Below are 23,326 nucleotides of genomic sequence, written 5' to 3'. Positions count from 1 at the left end.
TTGTAGCGGACTGGGATCATGACTTGTGAGTCTCTGGAAGCGCTCTGAGCTGTGCGAACACGGCGACGGAACCTCCGGGAATGATTAGCTTGCGGGCGATGTCGGGAACAGCCACGCCGCGGGCGCGGAGGGTGCGCGCGTAGGCGACCAGGTCGTCGTCGAAGACCTTGGGGCGCCCGCCGTGGCGGCCGCGTTCGCGGGCGGAGGCCTGGCCTTCGAGGGATTTCTCGCGGATGTACTCGCGTTCGGATTCGGCCATGCCGGCGAAGAAGGCGGACCCTTATGCCGCGCCCGGCAATTTCCTTGTCGGAGACGGCCGTTCTTGGCGGCGCATTTCCTGCTCCAGGTGCTTGTACAGCTCGAGCAGGGTCGCGCCGCAACGTATGTTGGAAAGTCCGCTGTTTTCGGGCACTAGAACGGTACGGATGGCGATGTAGCCGCCCCCGGCGCCATCGATGATGTCCCAGCCGGGAAAACTCCTGGTTGCCGTCACGGCGCGATCACGCGCTTACGGCGATGTCGGCCCACACGACGCGATGGCCGTCCTTGATGACGTGCGTTCCACATCGGATGCTCAGCCGCGCCACGATGCCAAGGCCGCGGCCGGACTCCTCCATGGGGCCCACCCGGCGAGGGGCGAAGGACGGTTCCGGTTTTGGAGTGCCGGGGTCGATCACTTCAAGACGCGCGAAGCCGTCGCCGAAGCCCAGCCTGACCTTGAGCCAGTCGCGTCGCCGACCCGCCGGGACGTGCTGGATGACGTTGGCAACCAGTTCCGCGACGATCTGCAGGGCGTCGGCCCGGACCGATGGATGGCTGTCGGCCAGCCATAGCCCGGTAGCCTGACGCGCCTGCCATGGCGTCCTGTCGTTTCGGCGCAGGGTAGTACTCCGCCATACGACGACATCTGGCATCTCCGTTGGTGTGGTTCCTGCTCGCACGAAATCACCGACTTTGTTTGCTATGCCGCTATTTGGTCCGGACAGGAGGCTGAGCGCGAAGTCCGGAACTACTTACGAGAGTGCCGCTCGCCTACTAATCTGTAATCGGCTTGCGACTGTCCGTATCCAGACAGACGCGTGGCAGCGTTGTCGGGGTCCTTCGAAGGGGCGTGAGATCCATGGCCGAGGACACACAGACATACGGGAAATTGCTGAAGAAGGCGCGCAACACAGCCGGGCTGTCTCAAATGGCGCTAGGACACCTGCTCTCATGCAGCGAGAGCCTGGTCGGCCTGATCGAGCGCGGTAAGCGGAGGCCGACCAAGAAGTTCACGCTTGCAGCCGAAGCGGTCCTGGGGCTCAACGGGGAGCTCCTTCGGCTCCTGCCCAACACAGCGGTCATGTCCGTGCCGAAGTGGTTCAGCGAATGGCCGAAAGCGGAAGAGAAGGCGCACACCATACGAACGTGGCAACCGCTCGTTGTCCCGGGGCTCCTCCAGACAGCTCGCTACGCGCGGGCCATGCTCTCGGCCGCGCCGGGGGCCACCGAGCAGTGGATCGAAGAGGCCGTTGAGACGCGGCTCCGGCGGCAGTCCGTGTTCGAGCGCGAGGATCCGCCCATGTACTGGGCGCTGCTCGACGAATGCGTTCTCCTACGGCCCGTTGGAGGCAAAGACGTGATGCGCGAGCAGCTAAAGCACCTGCTGAAGATAGCTGAGCGGCCCAATGTCTCGTTCCAGGTCGTGCCGCTGGAGGTGGGCGCCACAGCAGGTGTCCTCGGGGGCTTCGCCCTGGCCCAGGGTGACGGCATGCCGGACCACGTCTACCTCGAAGACGCTGTCCAGGGCTCCGTATCCGCTCGCGAGGAGACGGTAAGGCGCGTTAACGTCATATATGACGCAATTCACAAATGGGCGCATCCCATTCACGTGAGCCAGCGACTAGTGCGTGAGGTGGCGGCGAAGTATGAAGATCACTGACGAGCTCCGTGCCGAACTGGAGGCCGCACAGTGGGCGAAGTCCACGCTCTCCGGCCCGAACGGAGGGGACTGCCTCTATGCGGCCAAGCTGAGCGGCGACCGATACGCCATCAAAGACTCCGAGCAGCCCGACGTCGCACCGATGATCCTTCGAGGCAGCGTCTTCCGCGCCTTCGTGGGCGGCGCGAAACTCGGAGAATTCGACTTCTAATACGCCATCCCTACTGGATGGGCACCGCGGTGCCAGAGACCTTGGCGCGGGTGTCGCCAGGGATGACGGTGCACGTCAGGAGGCTGGGCCGCCCCATGTCGACGCCCTGGTGAATGGTGATGACGGCGCCGTCTTCGAGGTGTCCCAGGGCGCGTAGGTAGCCGGTGAAGGCGGCCGCCGCCGCGCCGGTGGCCGGGTCCTCGACCACGCCGCCGGGCGGGAACGGGTTGCGGGCGTGGAAGACGGTGGGGGATTCGGCCCAGAAGAGGTGGACCGTGGTCCAGCCCAGCTCCGCCATGATCTTGCCGAGGGCGTCGTAGTCGTAGTCGAGGTCGGCCAGGCGGTCCCGGGTGGCCGCGGCCAGGACGAGATGGTCGTTGCCGGCGTTGGCGACGTGCGCTGGGTAGGCAGGGTCCAGGTCATCGGCCGACCAGCCCAGCGCGGCAAGCGCCAGCCGCACCTCCTCCTCGGAGGCTGGGCGGGTGGAGGTGGGCGGACTCGTCAAGGTGGCGGTGATGCCACCGGCCGGACCTGCGACGATCTCCACCGGGACCGGGCCTGCCTGGGTGGCGAGGTGCACGGTTCCTGGACCGGCCCGCTCGCCGAGCGCGACCGAGGTCGCGATCGTCGCGTGACCGCAGAAGGCGACCTCGGCCAGAGGGCTGAAGTACCGGATCCGATACTGGCGCTCTCCCGTGGGCAGCAGGAAGGCCGTCTCGGAGTAGCCGAGCTCGGCGGCGATGGCGAGCATCTCCGCGTCTGACAACCCCTGGGCATCCAAGACCACTCCGGCGGGGTTGCCGCCAGAGGGAGTGGTGGTGAAGGCGGCATATCTGAGGATTTCGGTCACTCGGCCATCATCGCGCAAATCCGCTGTTCACGTCCGGGCGTACGCCAGGCTAGTGGCGTGACCTGCTTCTTTCTCGAAGGAGAACCAGATGAGTCGGCTCAGGCTCGGGGTGCCTTTGTCTCTGTCGGGGAAGCATGCCCGTTTTGGTAAGCAGGCCGGGCTAGGCCTCGACATCTGGCGGTCCGTCAACGAGTCCGTGGAGTTGATCGTTGAGGACGACCGCAGCGACCCGGAGGTGCTGGAGCGCGTTCTTCGGCGGCTGTCGTCGCGGTGCGACCTCCTCCTTGGGCCGTACTCCACTCAGCTCATGCGCCGGGCAGGGCAGGTGGCCGCGGAATTGGACCGGCTGATCTGGAACCACGGTGGTTCGGGGGATGACGTGGAGACGGCTCAACCCGGTCATGTCGTCTCGGTTCTGACGCCGACGAGCCGGTACGCGGAGCCGTTCATCCGCCGGGTGGCCCGTGATCCGCTTTGGGTTGCGGCGGGGAAGGGGAGCTTCGGGCGGCAGGTGGCCGCGGGGGCGGAGAGCTGCGCGAATGAGCTTGGAATCCGGGTGGTCCGGATCCGGCCTGGCGATGCGCTGCCTTCCGCACAGGATAATCCGTGGAGTCTGTTTTGTGCTGGGTCCTTCGCCGAGGACGTCGAGGTGATCAAGCGAGCTCTGGCAGGCGGCCCGCAGGTGATCTGCGCCGTGGCGGCGGGGGTGCGGGAGTTCGGCGAGGCGGTGGACGATCCTCGTGGGATCTATGGCGTCGGGCAATGGTTTCCGGAGAGCGGTGGAGGTGCAGTGGAGGTTGGAATGGCCGAGGGGGATTTCGTTGGCGCATATCGGGATAGGGCCGGAGCGCCGCCTGATTATCCCGCCGTGCAAGCCGCTGCCGCCGCGATCATCGCGAACCACTGCGCTGCTCAAGCGGGAGGTGCCGGACGGGAGGAGCTGTGGGCCGTCGCGAGCGGCCTGGAGATCACCACGTTGTTCGGGGTCTTCAAGATCGATCCGCGCACCGGCGCCCAGGTGGGGCATCGGGCGGTGCTCACCCGATGGGAAACCGATGGCCCGGTCGCGACGGGATGAGTACGGCCCGCGCCCCCCGCCAGAGACGGACGCGGGCCGTACGGGAATCTCAGACCCGGCTGATGCGGACCGCGTCGGCGATGACGAGGCCCGTGCCTGAGGTCCACCTGCTCACGCCGACCACGTTGTACGTGCCGGCGTTGAGCGAGAATGTGCCGATGCTACGCCACGTTCCGCCGCCGGAGCGTTGGTCGACATATACCGTCTGGTTTCCGCCCGATGCCGCAACGATGTACGGCGCCGAGCTGTTGTACCCGGCATCCGCCGGATGCCAGACCTCGACGCGGTACGTGCCGGCGCTGGGGATCGCGGCCGAGTACCACGCCGCGTCGCTGGCGGCGACCGGGTCGGCGAAGCGGTAGTCGGTCCCGTGGCGCTGGCTGGAGTAGGTGGAGGTGCCCCAGTTGGCGCTGGCGGTGAACTGGCCGGAGGTGGCGTTGTCGACGGTCGTCGTCCACGACGGGGTGCCGCCACCGGTCACGTAGTTCATGTACGTGGTCCAGTTCCAGTGCGAACCCGGGTCGGTGTGGGTCGCGCCGGGCACCTCGTTGTGCCCGATGATGCCGGTCCTGGTCTTGGGGATGCCGTACTTGTCGCAGAGGGCCTTGGTCAGGGCCGCCGAGGCCCGGTACATGGCGTCGGTGAACCACGAGGCGTCGTTGACGAAGCCCTCGTGCTCGATGCCGATGGACCGGTTGTTGTAGGTGGAGTTCCCCGCGTGCCAGGCGACGTCCTTGTCGCGCACCATCTGGGTGATGGCGCCGCTGGAGGACTTCACCACGTAGTGCGCCGAGACGTTGGCGCTGGGGTTCTGGAACCAGGAGATGGTGCCCGCGTACGAGCCCTGGGTCACGTGGATGACCACGCGGTCGATGTTGTAGTCGGTCTCGCGGTTGGCGACGCGGTAGTTGCCGGAGTTGGCCGGCACCCAGGCAGCCGGCGGGTAGTCGGGGCTGGCGACCTCGGCCTGCGCGTTCAGGTCGCGGGTCTTGGCGTACGCGCCGCGGTCGGCGGTGATCTCCTGCGGCTTGATCTGCACGCCGCGGGCGTCGATGCCGAGGCCGAGCTGCTCGTACACGGCGTCGGCGTAGAGGCGGGCCAGCTCCGGGGAGGAGGCGTTGGCGTACTTGGCCACGGCCTGGTACCAGCGGCCGATGTCCTTCCTGGCCGTCTCGTCGAGGCCCATCGCGTCGGCGTGGGAGCGCAGGACGGCGGCGCCGCCGAGGATGTTGGCCTCGTCGTCGGCGCGCAGCTTCTCGACCGGGAGCTTGGTGAGCTCGGCGGCCTTCTCGAGCGAGTGGTTGGTCGGGTTGCTGACCAGGTGCATCAGGCCGTAGCCGCCGCTGGCGCTGGGCTCGCCGTTGTGTCCGTCGAGGTGGGTCTCGGCGTAGGCGAGCGCGACCAGCAGGTCACGAGGTACGTCGTGCTCGGCCGCCGCCTTGGCGAAGGCCGCGGGCAGCGGGGCCTCCTTGGCCGTGGCCAGGGCGGGCTGGCCTGCGGCGATGAGGAGGACGGCGAGGATCGAGGTGGCGAGGGCTGCTAATCGCGTGCGGGCGAGAGTCATGAGTGCTCCTCGGTACAAGGGTGACGGGTGCACCGTACGGCATTTTCTGACTCAATGTCGATAATTGACATTACTTGTCTGTTGGGTGAAACTTTCCGCCCTCCGCGGCGCCTCGCGCCCCATGCTTGTTGGGATTGGCTGCCTGAAAACTATTGCGCTTTGATCTGATTCCGCTGAAACTTCCCTTCGTGACCGCGCTTCTGCGTACTGTCCTGGCGGCCCTCCTCGCCTTAATCGCCAGCATCGTGGCCCCGACCTCCACCGCTGCCGCGGCCTGCACCACCGATCCCGCCACCCCGAAGCGGCAGCTCAGGGCCATGTGGATCTCCTCGGTCGCGAACATCGACTGGCCCAGCCGCACCGGGCTGAGCGTGTCGGCGCAGCAGGCCGAGTTCCGTGCCTGGCTGGACCTGGCCGTCGCGAAACGGATGAACGCCGTGGTCGTGCAGATCAGGCCGACGGCCGACGCGTTCTGGCCCTCGCCGTACGAACCGTGGTCACAGTGGCTGACCGGCACCCAGGGCGGCAACCCCGGGTACGACCCGCTGGCGTTCATGGTCAACGAGGCCCACGCCCGCAACCTGGAGTTCCACGGCTGGTTCAACCCGTACCGGATCGCCAACCACGACGACCCCACCAAGCTCGTTTCCACGCACCCCGCGCGGCAGCACCCGAGCTGGCGCTTCGCCTACGGCGGCAAGCTCTACTACAACCCGGGCATCCCGGAGGTACGCGACTTCATCGAGGACGCGATCATGGACGCCGTCGCCCGCTACGACGTGGACGGCGTGCACCTCGACGACTACTTCTACCCCTATCCGGTGAGCGGCCAGAGCATCCCGGACTCCGCCACCTTCCAGCAGTACGGCGGCTCGTTCGGCAACATCGCCGACTGGCGGCGCAACAACGTCAACCTTCTGGTGCGCGAGCTCGGCCAGCGCATCCACACCGCGAAGCCGCACGTGTCCTTCGGCATCAGCCCGTTCGGCATCTGGCGCAACGCCGGCACCGACCCGCTCGGCTCGCGGACGTCGGGCCTGCAGTCGTACGACGCCATCTACGCCGACAGCCGGCAGTGGGTGAAGCAGGGCTGGGTCGACTACATCGCGCCGCAGATCTACTGGCACATCGGCTTCTCCGCCGCCGCCTACGAGGTGCTCACCGCCTGGTGGTCCGACGTGGTACGGGGCACCGGCGTGCAACTCGTCGTCGGCCAGGCCGCCTACCGCGCGGGCGCCTCCGGCCAGGAGGCCGCCTGGCAGGACCCGGACGAGCTCAGCGACCACCTGCACGACAACAGGAAGCACCCCGAGGTCGCCGGCGACGTGTACTTCAGCGCCAAGGACGTCAAGGCCGACCGGATCGGCGCGATCACCAGGCTCGTCAACGCCCACTACAGCAGGCCGGCGCTGCTGCCCGCCCGCGGTTCGGCAGCCGCCCCGGCCGCGCCCGCGATCACCTCCGCCACCCAGGTCTCGAACGGCGTCCAGCTCTCCTGGACGGGCTCGGGCACGTCGTACGCGGTCTACCGCGTCGCCGGCGCCCAGTCCGCGGCCGACCCGTGCTTCCTCGCCGACGCCCGCAACCTGATCACGACCACCAGGCAGAAGACGTTCACGGACACGACGGCCAGTGGGACGCAGACGTACTTCGTGACCACGCTCAACAGGACGCACCAGGAGAGCGCGCCGAGCGCGGGCAAGGTCGCGGGGGCGCCGGGCGGCTCGTTCAGCGTAGTGATCGACAACGCCGGATCCGGCTTCACGGCCGGCGCGGAGTGGGGCACCTCCACGTACTCGGCGCAGCTGCACGGCACCGACTACCGCTTCGCCGGCCCGGTCTCGGCCAGCGATCCCGCCTGGTTCCAGGCGGCCATTCCGAGCGCGGGCAACTATCAGGTGGAGGTGTGGTATCCGGCCAACTCCGGCTATAACAGTGCGACGCCGTACATCGTGGCCGCGTCGGGCGGCAGCCAGACCGTCACCGTGGATCAGCGGTCGGGCGGAGGGCAGTGGCGGGTGCTGGGCACGTATGCCTTGGCGGCCGGGACTTATAACGTGGTCGGCGTGAGCCGCTGGACCTCCGCGACCGGCTATGTCATCGCAGACGCGGTCCGCATCACGAAGGTCTGAGCCGTCCGGCGGAGGCTGGGCAGGCCGGGCGGGCGATCGTACGATGAACGCGTGGACCGTGCCCGACCGCGACCTGCCGACGCGGTCGCGGTCCTGGTCGCGGAGGGCTTGACGCTGGCGACCGGCTACTCGGGCCCGGTCCTGGTGATCCTGCTGGCGGCGGCGCTGCCGGTGCTCTGGATGCGCAGGGCGCCGCTCACCGTCGCCTGGATCACCGCCGGCACGGCGATCGCCCTGCTGGCGCTCCAGGTGCTCGCCCCGTCCGCCGCGCCGCTGCCCGGCGACGTGCTCATCTGGCCGCCTGCCTGCGCCTTCGCCGTCTACGGCGCGATGGCGTACGCGGCGGAGCGGCATCTCGGGGTCCCGCAGTGGTTGCCGGTGATCGTCCTCGCCCTGGCCGCGCTGTCCCTCGCCGACTGGCTGCCGCTGGTCTTGCGCACCGAGGCGGCGATCGCCTTCGCGGCCCTTTATGGCAGGTACGTGGCCGTCAGGGAACGGCTCGACCGCCAGCTGGTCGAACGGTCGCAGCGGGTGGAGCGGGAGCGGCTGGCGGGCGAGCTGCACGACGTGGTCACCCATCGCGTGAGCCGGATCGTGCTCCAGGCCGGGGTGCTGGCCGTGGCCTCGGACGACGAGCGCGCCAGGGCGGCGGCCGAGGAGTTACGCGCGACGGGGTGCGCGGCGCTGGACGAGCTGCGTCACATGGTGGCGTTGCTGCGGCGCGGCACCGGGGAGGGGTTCGACCTGGGGCTGCCCTTGCCGGACCTGCGTCCGCTGCTCACCGAGTCGGCCTGTGCGGGCATCTCGGTGGAACTGGCGGTGGACGGCACGCCGGAGCCTGTCCCTGGTGTCGTGGGGCGTACGGCGTACCTGGTGGTTCAGGAGGCCCTCGCCAACGTCGGCAAGCACGCGCCCGGGGCGGACGTGCGGGTGCTGGTGCGTCATCTCCCCGGATCGGTCCGGATCAGCGTCAGCAACGGTCCCGGGCTGCCGGGGGCCTGGGCCGCCGTCCCCGGTCCCGGTCCCGGCATGGGACTGCTCGGCCTGCGGCAGCTCGTGGAACTGGTCGGCGGCGCGGTGGAGGCCCGTCAGGAGGAGGACGGCGGCTTCCGTGTGGAGGCGAGCCTTCCCACGAGCTGACCGGTCAGTCCCACGTGCCGTTCACCAGGCGTTCGAACTCGGCTTTCGCCGCGGCCGGGTCGTAGCCTGGCAGGGCCTCCCGCATCAGGTCATGGGCCTGCCGCTCGGCGTCCGCGCTCGCCGCCCGCACCGCCGCGAGCGTCTCGTCGGCCAGGTCCCTGCTGCCCAGCCGCAGAGCGCGGGGGCCGTACGCGATGTCGAGGACGCGGCCGTTCGGGTCTACGCTCGCCTTGACCTGGCCGGACGGCCCCGCACCGGTGCCGACTATCTTGTCGAGGTCCTCCCGCGCCGTCTCCAGCCAGGCCAGCATCCGCTCGCCCTCGCGGACGGACTCGTCGAGATCCTGGTCCCTGATGTTGGCAGGGTCGATGTTCGGGCCGAACAAGCTTGCCTCCAGCCTAAAGAAGATCGCGGGTCACCTGCTCGACCCGCTGGCGCACGAACGTCTCGTCGAGCGGCTCCGGCAGGGCCGCGCTCCTGGCCGCGGCCCTGCCGGCGATCTCCTGCGCCTGGCGGCCCGCGTCGTCCTGCGCCGCCTGGAGCACCGCCGCCACCTTCTTGCCGAGCGCCGCCTCGCCGAGTCGCAGCGCTCGCGGGTCGATGCGCAAGCGAGTGGGGCCGCTCATGCCGTCGGCGGACGCCTGAACCAGCCCGTCATCACTCTCGGCCCGGCCCTCCACCTGTTGGATGGCGGCCCGCGCCGCCTTCAGGTCGCGCATGATCTGGCGGCTCTGGGCGATGTACTGGGCCAGGTATTCGGCGTCGTCTTCCGGCGCAGGTGACCGCATGTAGACCTCCGTCGGTCAGAGAGCGGGCAGAGTCGCCCAGTGTGGACGGATCCTTAACGATCTTGACAGTGAGATGTGTGTCTCATGAACAGGATGTGTTGCGTGGGTCATATTATGTCGCGATATCGTCACTTGGCATGACGGGGTATGAAATCGCCTCGGGAGCGGTGGGGCGCGAGGGCACGAATGTCGGCGACCAGAGGACGGTCTACGACGCGGCGTTACAGCGGCTCAGTGAACGAGGGTACGGCTCATTGTCATGGGGCGACGACGGGCTGTTCGGCACGTTCGCCGCCGCGTACGCCGCGTGCACCCAGGTCTCGCTGACGGCGCTCACCGGAGTCTCGGGGGAACTCGACGGCACGGGCCAGGGCCTGACGGGCGTGGCCAGGAACGCGCGCGACACGGAAGACTTCAACGCCGAGGACGTCGGCGGTATCACATGGGCCTGATGCTCCCGCCCGAACTGAACGGGTTCTTGGGGATGCTCGGTGTGCACTACCCGAACATCAACGAGGAGGAGATCAAGAAGGACGCCGCCGCCTGGCGCATCGTGAACGCCGGGGCGCAGCCTGCGGCCGTGGAGGCAGACACGTCGGTACGCAGGACGCAGCAGGCCTATCGGGGCGAGTCGGCCACGGCTCTGACGAGCCATTGGAACAAGGTGGGCGGTGACGGCGGCCACCTCGCCCAGGCCGCGGCGGCGGCGAAGTACGCGCCGGTGCTGCTGGACGGCACGGCCTCCATCGTGAGCGCGGTGAAGGTGGTCACGGGCACGCAGGCCGCGGCCGCACTGGCCTTTGTCCTGAAAGCGCTGGCGGTCGGCGGTGTCGCGGGCGTGACGGCTGCCTACGCGCGTATGAAGCTCACCCGCGGTGCCATAGGAGGGGCACAGCGTGCGGGCGGTGATGCCGTCAACAACGAGATTCGTCGGCTATTGGCCAAATATGTGAGCGACCCAATGCACCGCGTCTCGGCGGGCCTGAAGCGCCCGATGGGCCCCGGCAGTCCTGCGCTCGCCGCCGGCCCTCGTGGCGGAATCCCCTTGCGGCCCTCAGGCTTGCGGAATCCGTCCGGACCTCGGTCCCTCAAGGACGGCATCGTCCAGATGGGCCGCAACAACAGGAGGAACAACAACAGAGGCAACGGCCGCGGGGGTGACGACGGCGGCCGCAGAAGGGGCGGCGGCTTCTTCTCTCAGAACTCGAACAATGGCTCACGCCATGACGGAAGAATCCACGGTGATCCGCTCAACAGCGCCAGGGGCATGACGGAGAAGCAGGCGAAGGAAGCCCAAGCTAAGCTCGAGAAGAGCATCAAGGCGAGGAAGAGAGAGGAAGAGAGAAAGGGCTACGAGGTCGGGCACGCGGAGCGGATCAGAAGGGAAGAGAAGGCTCTCAGAGAGCTCAAAGACAGCATACGGCGAAAGCAGTACGACGCGGACGTGCCGCCCACCTCGTCCAGCAGTGGCACGTACAACGGGGGCTCACAAGCCAGCGCCGACCGCTATCCCACTGATGCCGAGTGGGAGCAGCAGAAGAAGACCAGGAGGTGGTAGAGCCGATGCAGACGCAAGCAGGCGAGGATCTGATCGAGCGCATCCTTGCGCATCCGGCCGACGGCGACCTCGTGGGCTCGGCGGCCAACGACCTGCTCAGCGAGCTGTACGCGGGATACCCCGTCGAGAAGCTCACCAGACTGCTCCACAGTGGCGATGACCGGATCCTGCCGACGGCGACCTGGTTGCTTTCGGAGCTGGCCGAACTCGCCGCGCCGCTGATGGACGAGGTCCCGCCCCTCCTGTCCAGCCCGATCCGCACTGTGCGATACGACGCGATAGCAGTGGTGCTGGAGATCGCCGACGAGCGGCACGGGCCGATCATCGCGCAGGTCATGAACCTGAGCCGGGACCCCGAGAGCGCCGTCCGCTGGAAGGTCCTCGATTTCCTGTCCGAGGCCTCGGTCGATCAGCTTGAGGCGGGGGCGTCATCCCTGCCCTCCGGTCAGATCAAGGAACTGACCGAGTGGCTGATCCTACAGGACACCGAGGAGCCCGACCTGCCCGGCATTGTCATCCGGCTGGAAGAAGGCGACCCGGTGACCAGGCTGTTCGCCGCGGCGGCCGCAGCGAGCCTGTCCGACAAGGAGGATACGAACCTCCTGGAGCACGCGGCCATGGTCGAGGAAGAGGAGATCCGCTCGTTCGCCCAGCAGCGGCTGAGCGAACTGCGCGAGGACGGAACCGGCTAGCGCCACTCGGCATTCATCAGGGCGGCCGCGCGACGGAGGCCGCCCTGCTCATGGAGCAAGCCGGCCGCGCGCTGCACGCGGCCGCCATCTGGTCCGATGCTGTGGGTGATGAGGTCGCGGCGCTGGCCCCTGCCGTCGAACGCCTCGGCGCCCGCTTTGATCTCTCCCATCTCTTTGAGTTCTCTGATCTCATAGATGAGAGGTTGCATCGCAGCTGTGATTTCAGCGTGCAGCTTGGGATTTGATCAGCCAATAAGGAACCGACCCATCCTCGGTCATGAGATCCCCTCACGGACAAATCCCCAAGAAGCCCTTAGCGGATGATAAGGCCGGACGTTCGGTATGGGAGGCATAAAGTCGAACACGACTGAGGTCAGAGACGCGGGTCATCCCAGCGGACGAGCGGAAACGTCCTGAGGAAGGATGTCCGGCGGCAGTCATCGCGCGAGTGTTGATTCCATGAATCGACTTGCCCAGGCGGTCGCCTTACTCGTCGCGGTCGTCCTGCTTGCCGCATGTGGGAGCACCGCTTCCCCGGCCGCCCATTCGGGTCACGCCACACCGCCCGGCCACTCCGGCCACGCCACCACGTCCACGCCGGCGGCGTCCCCGCTGCGGGCGGGCGAACGGTTCGTGAACCTGACGATGGCGGAGCCGTACACGCCGGGGCCGCCCAACGGCGGCACGGACGACTACCGCTGCTTCCTCATCGACCCGAAGCTGGCCAGCCAGGTGTCCCTCACCGGCGCCCAGTTCCAGCCGCAGAACACCGACCTCGTCCACCACGCGATCTTCTTCAGGCTCGGTCCCGAGCAGGCCAAGCGGGCCGCCGAGCTCGACGCCGGAACGCCCGGCCAGGGATGGACCTGCTTCGGCGACGCGGGCGTCGAGGAGGCGTCGTGGGTGGCCCACTGGGCCCCGGGCACGAACGAGGCGCTCCTCGACCCCAAGTACGGCTACGACCTGCCGCCGGGCAGCCGGCTCGTCATGCAGGTCCATTACAACCTGCTGGGCGTCGAGGGCAAGCCGGGCACCGACCGCTCCGGGATCCGGCTGCGGCTCACCGACCAGCAGCTGACGCCGCTGGAGACCGCGCTGTTCCCCGCGCCGGTCGAGCTGCCCTGCACGCCGAAGGAGTCCGGCCCGCTGTGCGACCGGACCGCCGCCGTGAAGGACGTCGGCAGCAGGTTCGGTGACGACGCCACGGAGCAGGTGACCGAGCTCGCCGAGTTCTGCCCGGCCAAACCGGGCCCGACCCAGCACTGTGACCTGCCCGTCGAGGGCCCCGCCACCATGCACGCTCTGGCCGGCCACATGCACCTGCTCGGCCGCGCCATCAAGGTCGAGCTCAACCCCGGCACCTCGAAGGCCCGCACGCTCCTGGACGTGCCGAACTACAACTTCGACGACCAGTCGCTGCAGCTGCTGCCCGAGCCCGTCCAGGTCAAGAAGGGCGACGTCGTACGGGTGACGTGCACGCACGACGCCGGCCTGCGCGCCCTGCTGCCGCAGCTGCAGAAGCTGCCGCCCCGGTACGTGGTGTGGGGCGACGGGACCAGCGACGAGATGTGCCTGGGCATCGCCATCGTCTCGGCCACCTAGCGGGTGTCTGGACCGGACGCTCCGTGCGGGATCACCTGAGGGGATTTGGTCTACTCCTACGCCAGCGGTGCCCGTGAGCCGGAGCCGACGGCCGGCCGTGACCGGGAAGCACAAAGCCCGTTCCGGAGGTTTCCGGAACGGGCTCGGGCGGGCCTGGGTCAGTTTTCCAGGTCACGGGCGGCGCGCAGCCAGGCGGTGAACAGTTCGGCGTCGATCTCGGCCAGAGTGCGGAGTTTGACGGCGGCCATCTGCCGGGCAGCGGGTTCGAGCCGACCACTGAGGTCGGAGATCTGCTGGCCGCGCCATAGGCCGAAGGTCACGTAGGAGGAATAGGCCTTGACGTAGGCGACCGGGGTCTTGCCCGGGGCCTGGCCGAGGCTCCAGACCGGGTGGCCGTGCCAGACCACCCCCGGCTGGGGAAGTGCGGCGTCGATGATGGACTGGAGCTTCTCGGCGATCCCGCGGAGGGGCTGGTCGAGGGTGGCGGCGTACTCGGCGACGGTGGTGGGCTTGCTCATTGGTGTGCTGCCTCGTTCATGTAGGGGGTTCAGGCGGACTTGCGGAGGCGGGCGGCGACCAGGGAGACCCAGGCCATCGCGGTCGTGACGCCCACCGCGAGCGTCAGGGAGCCGGCGCGGCCGCCCGTCATCGCCCAGCCGTCGCCCACGATCACGGCCACTCCGGCGGCTCGGGAGGCGATGGCCATGCCACGGGCGCCGGCGCGGCTGAAGTAGCGGCCCAGGACGAAGCCGGCCGCGGCGAGGGCGATGAACGCCACCGACCCGGACGCCATGTGCAGGATGCTGTGCCAGCTCATCGCGGCCGGCATCCCGGCCGGGGTGCCGACGGGGAAGCCGTCCGCCGGGTCCATGACGAAGACGCCCGCTGCGAGCATGCCTATGCCGTTGACCAGTATCAGGCGCGGTGCCCAGGTCCCGCCGGGCTTGCCGGACAAGACACGGCGGAGACCGAACGAACCGGCGATCACCAGCGCGCCGACGATCAGGAAGTTGACGATTTGGATCCAGCCGAGCGAGCCGGTGGACAGCGCGCTCAGTGGGTGGCGGGTCAGGTCGAAGCCTTCGCGGGTGAGCACCTGGCCCAGAGACACCAGCGCCCAGACGGGGGTGGCGGCGGCCGCGGCGGTGAGCAGCGTGCGAGTGGAGATGGAGGCACCGGTGGTGGCGATGGCGGTCATTATCTGCCCTCTTCTTTCGTGGTTTTGCCTACACGTCGTCTGGACGATGTGACAGGGAACGCAGGGACGCGTTCCCTGTCACATAGGGTTGATCGACGTTTGGGCAAAGACCCAGAACAAGGAGCACAACATGCGATTTCTCATGACGAACGTGGCTGAGAAGACGGCGGACGAGACGCTTCAGATCGAGATGGGCAAGTTCATCGAGGAGCTGTCCAAGGCCGGAGTGCTGCTGGCCACAGGCGGGATGGAGCTGGGCGGCAGCGTGATCAAGTCCACCGGCGGCGAGATCACTGTGATCGACGGCCCCTTCGCCGAGGCGAAGGAGATGGCCGGCGGGTTCGCACTGATCGAGGTCAGGTCCCGAGAGGAGGCGCTGGAGCTCACGCGCCGTTTCTTCAAGATCATCGGTGATGGTGAGGGCCGGATCCAGCAGATCTACGGGTGACAGTGGCTCACGACGCCCACGCGGCGATCGACGCGGTCTGGAAGCTCGAATCCGCGCGGATCGTCGCGGGGCTCACCAGGATGGTCGGGGACGTCGGCCTGGCCGAGGAACTCGCCCAGGACGCGCTGGTGGCTGCGCTGGAACAGTGGCCCGGACAAGGCGTCCCGGACAATCCCGGCGCGTGGCTCATGACCACCGCCAAGCGCCGTGCCATCGACCACATCCGCCGCAACGAGCGGCTGCAGCGCAAGCAGGAAGAGATCGCCCACGCTCTGGAGCAGCCGGGCCTCGACGAGGGCGTGGACGACGATGTGCTGCGCCTGATGTTCATCTCCTGCCATCCCGTTCTGCCTGCGCAGGAGCGGGCCGCGCTGACGCTCCGCCTGCTCGGCGGGCTGACCGCCCCGGAGATCGCCCGGGCGTTCCTCGCTTCTGAGCAGGTCGTCGCCCAGCGCATCGCGAAGGCCAAGCGCACGCTCGCGCAAGAGCAGGTGCCGTTCGAGCTGCCCCCGGGGCCGGAAGTCGCCGACCGGCTCGCCTCCGTGCTCGAGGTCATCTATCTGATCTTCAACGAGGGATATTCGGCGACGTCCGGCGACGACCTGATGCGCCCGTCGCTCTGCCTGGAGGCGCTGCGTCTCGGCCGGCTGCTGGCCGAGCTGGCGCCTCAGGAGGCCGAGGTGCACGGGCTGGTCGCGCTGATGGAGATCCAGCAGTCGCGATCGTCCGCGCGTACCGGCCCGTCGGGCGAGCCCGTCCAGCTTCACGAGCAGAACCGGGGCCGCTGGGATCAGCTCCTGATCCGCCGTGGGTTCACCGCGATGCTGCGGGCCAAGGAGGCCGGCGGCCCGCTCGGCCCCTACGTGCTGCAGGCCGCCATCGCCGTCTCGCACGTCCAGGCGAAGACCGCGGAGGAAACGAACTGGGCGCAGATCGCGGCCCTCTACGACGCGCTGGTACGGCTGGCGCCGTCGCCCGTGGTGCAGCTCAACCGCGCCGTCGCCCTGGGCATGGCCCACGGGCCCCAGGCAGGCCTCGACCTCGTGGATACGCTGGCCGCCGACCCGGCGCTCAAGGACTACCACCTGCTGTCGGCCGTCCGCGGCGACCTGCTGACCAGGCTCGGACGGCACGACGAGGCCAGGACGGAATTCGAGCGCGCCGCCGCCCTCACCCGCAATGAGGCGGAACGCGCGTTCCTCCTCAACCGCGCCGTCACCGGCACGACCCAGGCGGCGGGCGTCACACTGGGCCGGGCCGCGCAGGACTTCCTGGGCCGCGAGGACCTCGGCCCCGCGACCATCCGCTCATACGATCAGACCCTGCGCCGCTTGTGCCTGGATCTCGGTCCCAGCATCCCGCTGGCCGACGTGACCGCCGAGAAGGTGGCCAGGGTCTTCGCCGTCGCCTGGGGCACGGCCGCGCCCAAGACCTGGAACCGGCATCGCGCCGCCGTCCGCTCTTTCTCCGCGTGGGCGTCCGTCGCGGACCTGTCGGCGGAACTGCCCAGGAAGCCGGAGAGCCGCGAACGCCGCCCCGCCGTCGGCGGTACGAACCTCGAAGCTCTCTGGCAGCATCCGTCGCTGCGCGAGAGGACGTTCTGGCGGCTGCTCCACGAGTCGGGCGCCGCCGCCAAGGCGGTCCTGTCGCTCAACGTGGAGGACCTGGACCTGGAGGCTCGGCGTGGCCGCGTCACGACCAGGAACGGCACGGTGTGGATCTCCTGGGAGCGCGGCACGTCCGCCCTGCTGCCCGAGCTGGTGACGGGCCGGACCCGCGGCCCCCTGTTCCTCGCCGACCGGCGCCCGGCTCCCGCCCGCATGCCCAAGCTGGCCGACCTGTGCCCGGAGACCGGCCGCGGCCGTCTGTCTTACGAACGCGCCGAGTACCTTTTCAAACAGGCCACCGGCTGCACTCTTAGCCAACTCTCCTGATGAAAGTTCAGCGGGATGTCCATGCGGTTTGGCGGGCCAGGCGCGGCATGAAGCCGAGCCCCTACAAGCCGTAGATGACCGACAGGAAGCGCACCAGCACCGCCTCCCTGCCGGCCGCGGGCAGCGCGTCCAGGACCGCGTTGACCACCGCCATCTCCGGCTGCCCCGCCCCCGGCCGCAGGTCCACCCCCACGGAGGCGGCCAGTTCGGCGAACGTGGCGTCGTCCAGCGCCTCCAGGTCCATCCCCGCCACCAGCTCCACCAGCCCATCAGGCAGCACAGCGGGGCCGCGCTCCCTGGCGGCCGCGGCCGACTCGGCGATCACCTTCAGCATGGCGTCGACCCCGGCCAGCGTCACCCCGGTGACCGTGATGTGCAGGTTGGCCGGGATGCCGGCGTACGACAGCTGCGGCTGCAGGAACCAGCCTCGCGCCCGCGCCTCGTCCGCCAGCACGAACACGTCGATCCCGTCCCCGGCGAACGCCACCAGCGACGAGTCCGGCTCCCCGAGCACCCGCAACCCCGGGATCGCCGCGATGCCCGCGCGCAGCCGGGCCGTCGCCTCCAGCGTGGCCCGGCCGAGCTCCACATAGCCCTCCCTGCCGAGGGCCTGGAGAGTGGCCCACGCACCGCCGAGCGGGCCCGCCGACCTGGAGCTCTGCACGGTCGCGTTGATGATCGTGTACCCGGGCCAGGCGGCCGAGGCGAAGTACGCCTTGCGCCGCATCGCGGGATCGGCGAACAGCACGACCGAGGCGCCCTTGGGGGCGTACCCGAACTTGTGCAGGTCGCAGGAGATCGACGTGACCCCGGGCACCGACAGGTCGAACGGCGGGATCGCCGCGCCCGCCTCCCGCAGCCACGGCAGCAGCCACCCGCCCACGCACGCGTCCACGTGGCACGGCACGCCCGCCGCCGACGCCACGGCGGCGACCTCCTCGATCGGATCGATCACACCCTGTGGATAAGAGGGCGCCGAGGCGACGACCAGGATCGTGTTCGCGTCGATGGCCTCCCCGACGTCCCGCGCCCGCACCCGGTACGTCTCCAGGTCCACGGGCACCGCGACGACCTCGACGCCCAGGTAGTGCGCCGCCTTGTGGAAGGCGGGGTGGGCCGTGACCGGGACCACCAGGTTCGGGCGAGCACGGGAGGCCGCGTCGCGGGCGGCCTTGACCGCCAGCATGATCGACTCGGTGCCGCCGCTGGTGAAGATGCCGTGGCCGCCCCCGAGCAGGTCCGCGACCGCGCCGACGACCTGCCGCTCCATCTCGACCACGCTGGGGAACGCCGTCGGGTCCAGGCAGTTGACCTCCAGCATCTCGAAGTACGCACGGGAAGCCGCCTCGTGCACCTCGGCCCGCCCGGTGTCGTAGACGTACGCGGTCACCTGGCCGCCGCGCACCGGTAAGTCGTGCTCCTTGAGCCTGGCCACCTCGGCAAGCAGGTCCTCGGTGGTCCTTCCGGTCAGTGGCAGGTTCACGCGGCCTCCTAGGCATGAGCGCGGTGCTCGATGGGGCAGTGTCAGTCAGGAGCCCAGTACTTGTCGAGGGCCTTCTCCAGTTGCCGCACCACGGGCTGCCAGGTGCTCGGCAGCGTGTAGCGCGTGGTGCGCCGTCCCTTGTAGGCCAGCGTGTACGCGATGAAGTCCGCTCCGGGCGGCGTCGTCTCCGACCGGCCGAGCTTCAGGCGCTTCAGGTGGCCGCGTAGGGTGCGCTCCTCCTTGTCCGTCAGACACTTGTCCACGGTCGGCCCGGTACGGCGGCTCAGGCGTACGCAGCCGTTGGCGTAGACGATCACACGATTGTTGAGCCCCGCGAAGCCGCCCTGCTCGCGGAGGGTGACCAGCACCCGCTTGCGCAGGGACACCTCCGCCTGCGCCGGCGCCATGGACGCGGTCAGGGCCAGCACGAGCAGCGGCAGGAGCACGATTCGCCAGATCTTCATACCTACTTGGACGTGCGGGGGCGGCGAACGGCTCGCGGCGGGCGGCGTGGCGTCCGCCTAAATTCGTTTCAGATTGTTGCAAGGCGCCTCTACTGTGGCGCGGTGATGACTCAGATGATCGTGCTCAATGGTGGCTCCAGCTCGGGGAAGTCCGGGATCGCCCGATGTCTCCAGGCGGTCTTGCCGGATCCTTGGCTGGCCTTCGGCGTCGACACGCTGATCGAGGCGATGCCCTTGTCAATGCGGACATCGGATGCCGGAATCGTGTTCACCGCGGACGGCGAAGTGATCGTAGGACCGGAGTTCGGGACGCTGGACGCCGCGTGGATCCAGGGAGTCGTCGCGATGGCGCGTGCGGGCGCTCGGATCATCGTCGATGAGGTCTTTCTGGGTGGTGCGGCGTCCCAGCAGCGGTGGCAGAAGGTTCTTGGCGATCTGCACGTGCTGTGGGTGGGCGTCAGGTGCGAGAGCGCGGTGGCCGCAGGCCGCGAGGTCGCACGAGGCGATCGGGTCACCGGGATGGCCGCGTCGCAGGCGGATGTGGTCCACCGAGGCGTGCACTATGACCTGGAGGTGGACACGACGCATGTCGAGTCAATGGAGTGCGCGCGGACCATCGCCGCTCATGTCACGTGATGGACAGCGAGACGTCGAGGAGGGCGGGCGTCGGCGTCGCGCCGCGCGGGTTCATCTGAGTGCGTCCACCGGCTCCATTCTCGCCGCCCGCAACGCCGGGTAGAGCCCGGCCAGCAGGCCCACCACCGCGCCCGCGACCGGCGCCGCGACCGCCAGTCGCACGTCGAGGAGCGGGGTCCACTGCTTGGCGGCCGACACGGCGACGACCGTGACCACGCCCAGGCTCGCCCCGATCACCCCGCCCACCAGCCCGATCAGCGTCGACTCCAGCAGGAACTGGGCGGCGATGTGCCGTCTCGCCGCGCCGAGCGAGCGGCGCAGGCCGATCTCGGCGACCCGCTCCATCACGGTGACGAGCGTGACGTTCGCGATGCCGACCGCGCCGACGACCAGCGAGACCAGGCCGAGGATCAGGAAGAGCGCGTTGACGTCGTCCTGCGCCTGGTCGCGCGCCCTGGTCGGGCTGGGCGGGGCGACGACCTGCAGCATGTCGCCGTTGCCCGGGCTGAGCGCGGCCGGGGCCTGCCGGGCGATCAGGCCGGACGCGCCCAGGCTCGTGTTGACCAGCACCCTGGTGACGTCGCGCAGCCCGAACTGCGTGCCCACGGTGGGCGGCACCATCACGGCGGTGCTCAGGTTCCGCTCGCGACGCAGGTCGCCCAGGATGCCGATGACGGTGTACGCGTGCTTCCCGATGAAGATCGCCGGAGCCCGGTCGAGCCGGGTGACGCCGAGCAGCTTGGCCGCCTGGTCGCCGATCACCGCCACCCGGTCGTGCCGCTCGATGTGCCCGGCGTCGTAGAACCGGCCCTGCACGATCCGGCCGCGCGCGGCCTCGGGCAGCCCGGTCGTGGCGGCCAGCACGGTCAGGGTATGCGTGGTGACCCTGGTGGGGTCCACGATGTCATTGGAACGCACGGAAAGGTTGGCGCTGTCCTTCGACTCGGCCACCGCGGCGGCGGACTCGACGCCGCGCAGCCTGGTCAGCCGGTCGATCGCGTCCCAGGCCACCAGCGGTGCGTTCTCCGTCTCCGGCACCTCCACCGTGATGGCGGTGGCCACCAACTCGTCGAAGCGGCCGACGATCTGGTTGCCCGCGGTGGCGGCCACGCCGAGCGTGACGACCAGCGTGGTGATGCCGAGCACGGTGCCGAGCGTGGTGAGCGCCGCGCGCACGGGCCTGGCGAGCAGGCCGGCGAGGGCCTCGGCGGCCAGGTCGCGTACGTCCATCAATCCTCCTCCACCAGCACGCCGTCGGTGATCCGGACCCGCCGCCCGGCTCGCGCGCTGACCTCGTGCTCGTGCGTGATGACCACGATCGTCAGCCCCTGTGCCCGCAGCCCGTCGAACAGGTCGAGCACCGCCTCGGTGTTGCGGCTGTCGAGGTTGCCGGTGGGCTCGTCGCACAGCAGCAGCGTCGGCTCGCCCATAAGGGCCCTGGCGATGGCCGCGCGCTGGCGCTCGCCCCCGGACAGGCGGCCGGGCGAGAAGCCCGTCCGATGTCCGAGGCCGACGCGGTCCAGCGCCGCCAGGGCCCGCTCCCGCCTTCCCCCGCGCCCCTGCTCTCCGTAGATCTCGGCGAGCATGACGTTCTCCACCACGCTGCGGTGGGAGAGCAGGTGGAAGGACTGGAAGACGAAGCCGATCCGGTCGCCGCGCAATCTGGTCCTCGCCCCGTCCCCGAGGGTGGTGGTCTCCGTGCCGTCGAGGCGGTAGCGGCCCGTGCTCGGCCGGTCCAGCAGGCCGAGCACGTTGAGCAGCGTGGATTTGCCGGAGCCCGACGGGCCCACGATCGCCAGGTAGTCGCCGCGGTTCACCTGGAGCGAGACGTCGTCGAGCGCGCGGACCGGCGGCTCGCTGGGGAAGTCCCTGTGGACTCCGGCCAGCTCGATGACCGGCTCAGGCACCGCCGACCACCACCCTGTCGCCCTCTTTGAGCGCGCCGGTGACCTCGACGCTCCCGTCGGCGGTCAGGCCGGTTCGGACTTCGACGTCCTTGGTCTTGTCGGGGGCGTACTCGACCTGCACCCGCGCCCGGCCGTCGGCGCCGGTGATCACGGCGGCGACCGGCACCACGAGCACCGGCTCCTTGGTCGCACCCACCGTCACCCGCGCCGTCACCGCGTCGCCCGCCCGCAGCCCCTTCGCCGAGCCGGGCGTGAGCAGGATCGGCTGCGCGCCGTCCGCGTCCGCCTCGGCGCCGGGCATCCTGGCCTTCTCGCCGACCGCGGTGAGCCTCGCCGGGTGCGTCTTGCCGGTGTCGAGCTCGATCTCCGCCTCCATGCCCACGCGCAACAGCTCGGATTCGGACACGTCGACGGCTCCCGTCACCATGAAGGTGGAGCTGGTCACGGTCGCGACCGTGACCTCGATGCGCTGCCCCGCCTTCACCTCGCTCTTCTGCACCCGGGCGGGCAGCTTGGGCAGGAACACCATCTCGCCGGGCGGGATGGACGTCCCGTACGTGCGCGCGAACTCGGCCAGCATCGCCTTGGCCGCCGCCACGTCCTTCCTGGCGTTGGCCACCTTGAGCCGGGTCGGGGAGAGCTGCCTGGCCTGGCGCAGCCCCTGCTCGGCGGTGGCCAGCGCCTCCCGCGCGGTGCGCATGGCCTTGCGCAGCTCTTCCAGCTTCGTCTCGCGGGCCTGCTCGGCCTCCTCCAGGATCCGGGCGCGGGCCTCGCGGGCGGCTGCCAGATCCGCCTCGGCGTTGGCGACCCGCAGCTCCAGCAGCCGCGTATCGGTGGTGGGCTGCGGCGTGGCGGTGGCCCCGGGAGTGCCGGAAGGGGAGCCGGTGGGCTGGTTCCTGGCCGTGGCGAGCGCCTGCTCGGCCTCCAGCAGCTTCTCCTCGGCCGCCCGCACCGCCGCGTCGGCGGCCGCCAGCTTGGTCTGGTCCTCGGGCGTCAGCCGACGCTCCGAGGTCTCCCTCAGCGCGCTCTGCGCCGCCTTCAGGTCCACCTTGGCGTTGCTGACCTTGAGCTTCAGCGGCAGCACGTCACGGCCCTGGTCGAGCGCCTTCTTCTCGGTCGCGAGCGTCTCCTCCGCCGTCTGCACGGCCTTGCGCAACGTGTCGTACGCCTGCCGGTCGGTCAGCGTGGGCTGCTGGGCCTCATACCCCTTCTTGGCGTACATCCTGGTCACCGCGGCGATCGTGGCGCGGTCGAAGACGCCGGAGCGCGGACCGCCGTACCCGAGCCTGCGCAGCGCACGCTGGAGCTGCTCGACGTCGTCGCCCTTGGTGCCGGGCGCGATCGTGCGGTGCATCGGCACGGCGCCACGTAGCGCGAACACCGGACGGCCGTTGACCTCCATCAGCACGGCGCCTTCCCTGAGCCTGCCCTGGCGCGGGGCCCGGGTGGCCCGCTGCAGCTCGGACGCGCCGCCGACCACCCCGGCCAGGCTGATGGGCAGCGGTGAGCCGTACTCCAGGGTGCCGCTGACCACGACGGTGCTGACCAGCTTGCGGCGCTCGACGGCGGCGGTGACGAGCGAGGGTTCCGGCGCGGCGCGCCGGGCCGCCTCGTCGGCCGGCGACCGCAGCCGGGTGCTCAGCACCCAGCCGACGGCCGCAATGATCACAACGCCGGCGACGATGCCGGCGAGGAGCTTGCGCGGCGACTTCATGGCGGA

Annotated in this window: 27 protein-coding genes; 12 read left to right on the top strand and 15 right to left on the bottom strand. The window is 69.5% G+C overall.

Annotated elements, in window-relative coordinates; all coding sequences use genetic code 11:
• Nucleotides 1–16: 16 nt before the first annotated feature.
• Genes EJK15_RS11270 through EJK15_RS11260 form a run of 3 tightly spaced genes read right to left on the bottom strand, consistent with a single transcriptional unit; the run spans nt 17 to nt 914 of the window.
• Nucleotides 17–259, bottom strand: a complete 243-nt coding sequence (locus EJK15_RS11270) for a hypothetical protein (protein WP_206060792.1) — start codon at nt 257–259, stop codon at nt 17–19.
• Nucleotides 260–280: 21 nt separating this feature from the next.
• A complete protein-coding gene (locus tag EJK15_RS11265) occupies nt 281–493 on the bottom strand; it encodes a hypothetical protein (RefSeq protein ID WP_138710322.1) in 213 nt (70 codons plus the stop codon).
• A 7-nt stretch (nt 494–500) separates the two neighbouring features.
• Entirely contained in the window at nt 501–914 is a 414-nt protein-coding gene (locus tag EJK15_RS11260) for an ATP-binding protein (protein WP_138710321.1), read from the bottom strand.
• Between the two features lie 206 nt (nt 915–1,120).
• Here EJK15_RS11260 and EJK15_RS11255 point away from each other — a divergent pair, with 206 nt between their 5' ends.
• Together EJK15_RS11255 and EJK15_RS11250 are read left to right on the top strand one after the other, a co-directional pair.
• Complete coding sequence (locus EJK15_RS11255; protein ID WP_138710320.1) at nt 1,121–1,921, top strand: helix-turn-helix domain-containing protein; 801 nt, start codon at nt 1,121–1,123, stop codon at nt 1,919–1,921.
• Complete coding sequence (locus tag EJK15_RS11250) at nt 1,908–2,132, top strand: DUF397 domain-containing protein (protein WP_138710319.1); 225 nt, start codon at nt 1,908–1,910, stop codon at nt 2,130–2,132. The genes EJK15_RS11255 and EJK15_RS11250 overlap by 14 nt, the downstream gene beginning before the upstream one ends.
• A 10-nt stretch (nt 2,133–2,142) precedes the next feature.
• On the opposite strand, the gene EJK15_RS11245 is transcribed toward EJK15_RS11250, so the two are convergent.
• Complete coding sequence (locus tag EJK15_RS11245; RefSeq protein WP_138710318.1) at nt 2,143–2,982, bottom strand: PhzF family phenazine biosynthesis protein; 840 nt, start codon at nt 2,980–2,982, stop codon at nt 2,143–2,145.
• Between the two features lie 88 nt (nt 2,983–3,070).
• On the opposite strand from EJK15_RS11245, the gene EJK15_RS11240 reads away from it, so the two are divergent.
• Entirely contained in the window at nt 3,071–4,060 is a 990-nt protein-coding gene (locus tag EJK15_RS11240) for an ABC transporter substrate-binding protein (protein WP_138710317.1), read from the top strand.
• 49 nt (nt 4,061–4,109) lie between these two features.
• Here EJK15_RS11240 and EJK15_RS11235 read toward each other — a convergent pair whose 3' ends face one another.
• Nucleotides 4,110–5,624 (bottom strand): golvesin C-terminal-like domain-containing protein, encoded by a 1,515-nt coding sequence (locus EJK15_RS11235; protein ID WP_138710316.1) that lies wholly within the window; start codon nt 5,622–5,624, stop codon nt 4,110–4,112.
• A gap of 188 nt (nt 5,625–5,812) precedes the next feature.
• Here EJK15_RS11235 and EJK15_RS11230 point away from each other — a divergent pair, with 188 nt between their 5' ends.
• Nucleotides 5,813–7,756 carry a family 10 glycosylhydrolase gene (locus tag EJK15_RS11230; RefSeq protein ID WP_138710315.1) on the top strand — a complete coding sequence of 648 codons (1,944 nt, stop codon included), beginning with the start codon at nt 5,813–5,815 and terminating at the stop codon, nt 7,754–7,756.
• A gap of 51 nt (nt 7,757–7,807) precedes the next feature.
• The gene (locus EJK15_RS11225; protein WP_138710314.1) at nt 7,808–8,896 is read left to right on the top strand and encodes a sensor histidine kinase; all 1,089 of its coding nucleotides are present in this window, start codon (nt 7,808–7,810) and stop codon (nt 8,894–8,896) included.
• A gap of 4 nt (nt 8,897–8,900) precedes the next feature.
• Here the strand turns inward: EJK15_RS11225 and EJK15_RS11220 are convergent, their stop codons facing one another.
• Both EJK15_RS11220 and EJK15_RS11215 read right to left on the bottom strand, forming a co-directional pair.
• Complete coding sequence (locus EJK15_RS11220) at nt 8,901–9,281, bottom strand: YbaB/EbfC family nucleoid-associated protein (protein ID WP_138710313.1); 381 nt, start codon at nt 9,279–9,281, stop codon at nt 8,901–8,903.
• 13 nt (nt 9,282–9,294) lie between these two features.
• A complete protein-coding gene (locus EJK15_RS11215; protein WP_138710312.1) occupies nt 9,295–9,684 on the bottom strand; it encodes a YbaB/EbfC family nucleoid-associated protein in 390 nt (129 codons plus the stop codon).
• A gap of 137 nt (nt 9,685–9,821) precedes the next feature.
• On the opposite strand from EJK15_RS11215, the gene EJK15_RS11210 reads away from it, so the two are divergent.
• From EJK15_RS11210 to EJK15_RS11200, 3 genes are read left to right on the top strand one after another with little or no spacing between them, the layout of a single operon-like run.
• Nucleotides 9,822–10,136: a hypothetical protein gene (locus EJK15_RS11210; protein WP_138710311.1), complete on the top strand. Its 315-nt coding sequence runs from the start codon at nt 9,822–9,824 to the stop codon at nt 10,134–10,136.
• Nucleotides 10,136–11,242 (top strand): WXG100-like domain-containing protein, encoded by a 1,107-nt coding sequence (locus EJK15_RS11205; protein WP_138710310.1) that lies wholly within the window; start codon nt 10,136–10,138, stop codon nt 11,240–11,242. Before EJK15_RS11210 ends, EJK15_RS11205 begins: the two co-directional genes overlap by 1 nt.
• A gap of 5 nt (nt 11,243–11,247) precedes the next feature.
• On the top strand, nt 11,248–11,934 hold the full coding sequence (locus tag EJK15_RS11200) for a hypothetical protein (protein WP_138710309.1): 687 nt from the start codon (nt 11,248–11,250) through the stop codon (nt 11,932–11,934).
• On the opposite strand, the gene EJK15_RS11195 is transcribed toward EJK15_RS11200, so the two are convergent.
• Entirely contained in the window at nt 11,931–12,143 is a 213-nt protein-coding gene (locus tag EJK15_RS11195; protein WP_138710308.1) for a hypothetical protein, read from the bottom strand. The two genes, EJK15_RS11200 and EJK15_RS11195, sit on opposite strands and share 4 nt — an antisense overlap.
• A gap of 250 nt (nt 12,144–12,393) precedes the next feature.
• Between EJK15_RS11195 and EJK15_RS11190 the strand changes: the two genes are divergently transcribed.
• Nucleotides 12,394–13,536, top strand: coding sequence for a monooxygenase (locus EJK15_RS11190; RefSeq protein ID WP_138710307.1), 1,143 nt, complete (start codon nt 12,394–12,396; stop codon nt 13,534–13,536).
• A gap of 158 nt (nt 13,537–13,694) precedes the next feature.
• Here the strand turns inward: EJK15_RS11190 and EJK15_RS11185 are convergent, their stop codons facing one another.
• Complete coding sequence (locus EJK15_RS11185) at nt 13,695–14,054, bottom strand: DUF1801 domain-containing protein (protein WP_138710306.1); 360 nt, start codon at nt 14,052–14,054, stop codon at nt 13,695–13,697.
• 29 nt (nt 14,055–14,083) lie between these two features.
• On the bottom strand, nt 14,084–14,734 hold the full coding sequence (locus EJK15_RS11180; protein ID WP_138710305.1) for a DUF998 domain-containing protein: 651 nt from the start codon (nt 14,732–14,734) through the stop codon (nt 14,084–14,086).
• 130 nt (nt 14,735–14,864) lie between these two features.
• On the opposite strand from EJK15_RS11180, the gene EJK15_RS11175 reads away from it, so the two are divergent.
• Complete coding sequence (locus tag EJK15_RS11175) at nt 14,865–15,182, top strand: YciI family protein (RefSeq protein ID WP_138710304.1); 318 nt, start codon at nt 14,865–14,867, stop codon at nt 15,180–15,182.
• Entirely contained in the window at nt 15,179–17,116 is a 1,938-nt protein-coding gene (locus tag EJK15_RS11170; RefSeq protein WP_240776898.1) for an RNA polymerase sigma factor, read from the top strand. Before EJK15_RS11175 ends, EJK15_RS11170 begins: the two co-directional genes overlap by 4 nt.
• 61 nt (nt 17,117–17,177) lie before the next feature.
• Here EJK15_RS11170 and EJK15_RS11165 read toward each other — a convergent pair whose 3' ends face one another.
• A complete protein-coding gene (locus EJK15_RS11165; protein ID WP_138710303.1) occupies nt 17,178–18,599 on the bottom strand; it encodes a pyridoxal phosphate-dependent decarboxylase family protein in 1,422 nt (473 codons plus the stop codon).
• 41 nt (nt 18,600–18,640) lie between these two features.
• A complete protein-coding gene (locus EJK15_RS11160) occupies nt 18,641–19,063 on the bottom strand; it encodes a hypothetical protein (protein ID WP_138710302.1) in 423 nt (140 codons plus the stop codon).
• Between the two features lie 105 nt (nt 19,064–19,168).
• Here EJK15_RS11160 and cpt point away from each other — a divergent pair, with 105 nt between their 5' ends.
• Entirely contained in the window at nt 19,169–19,699 is a 531-nt protein-coding gene (gene cpt, locus EJK15_RS11155) for a chloramphenicol phosphotransferase CPT (protein ID WP_240776900.1), read from the top strand.
• Nucleotides 19,700–19,750: 51 nt separating this feature from the next.
• Here cpt and EJK15_RS11150 read toward each other — a convergent pair whose 3' ends face one another.
• From EJK15_RS11150 to EJK15_RS11140, 3 genes are read right to left on the bottom strand one after another with little or no spacing between them, the layout of a single operon-like run.
• On the bottom strand, nt 19,751–20,929 hold the full coding sequence (locus EJK15_RS11150; protein WP_138710301.1) for an ABC transporter permease: 1,179 nt from the start codon (nt 20,927–20,929) through the stop codon (nt 19,751–19,753).
• Nucleotides 20,929–21,606, bottom strand: coding sequence for an ABC transporter ATP-binding protein (locus EJK15_RS11145; protein WP_138710300.1), 678 nt, complete (start codon nt 21,604–21,606; stop codon nt 20,929–20,931). Before EJK15_RS11145 ends, EJK15_RS11150 begins: the two co-directional genes overlap by 1 nt.
• Nucleotides 21,599–23,320 carry a peptidoglycan-binding protein gene (locus tag EJK15_RS11140; RefSeq protein ID WP_138710299.1) on the bottom strand — a complete coding sequence of 574 codons (1,722 nt, stop codon included), beginning with the start codon at nt 23,318–23,320 and terminating at the stop codon, nt 21,599–21,601. Before EJK15_RS11140 ends, EJK15_RS11145 begins: the two co-directional genes overlap by 8 nt.
• Nucleotides 23,321–23,326: the final 6 nt, after the last annotated feature.

The sequence above is a fragment of the Nonomuraea basaltis genome (assembly GCF_005893125.1).
GTDB lineage: Bacteria > Actinomycetota > Actinomycetes > Streptosporangiales > Streptosporangiaceae > Nonomuraea > Nonomuraea basaltis.
Note: the sequence above shows the minus strand (reverse complement) of the source record. Positions and strands in the feature narration are given on the sequence as shown.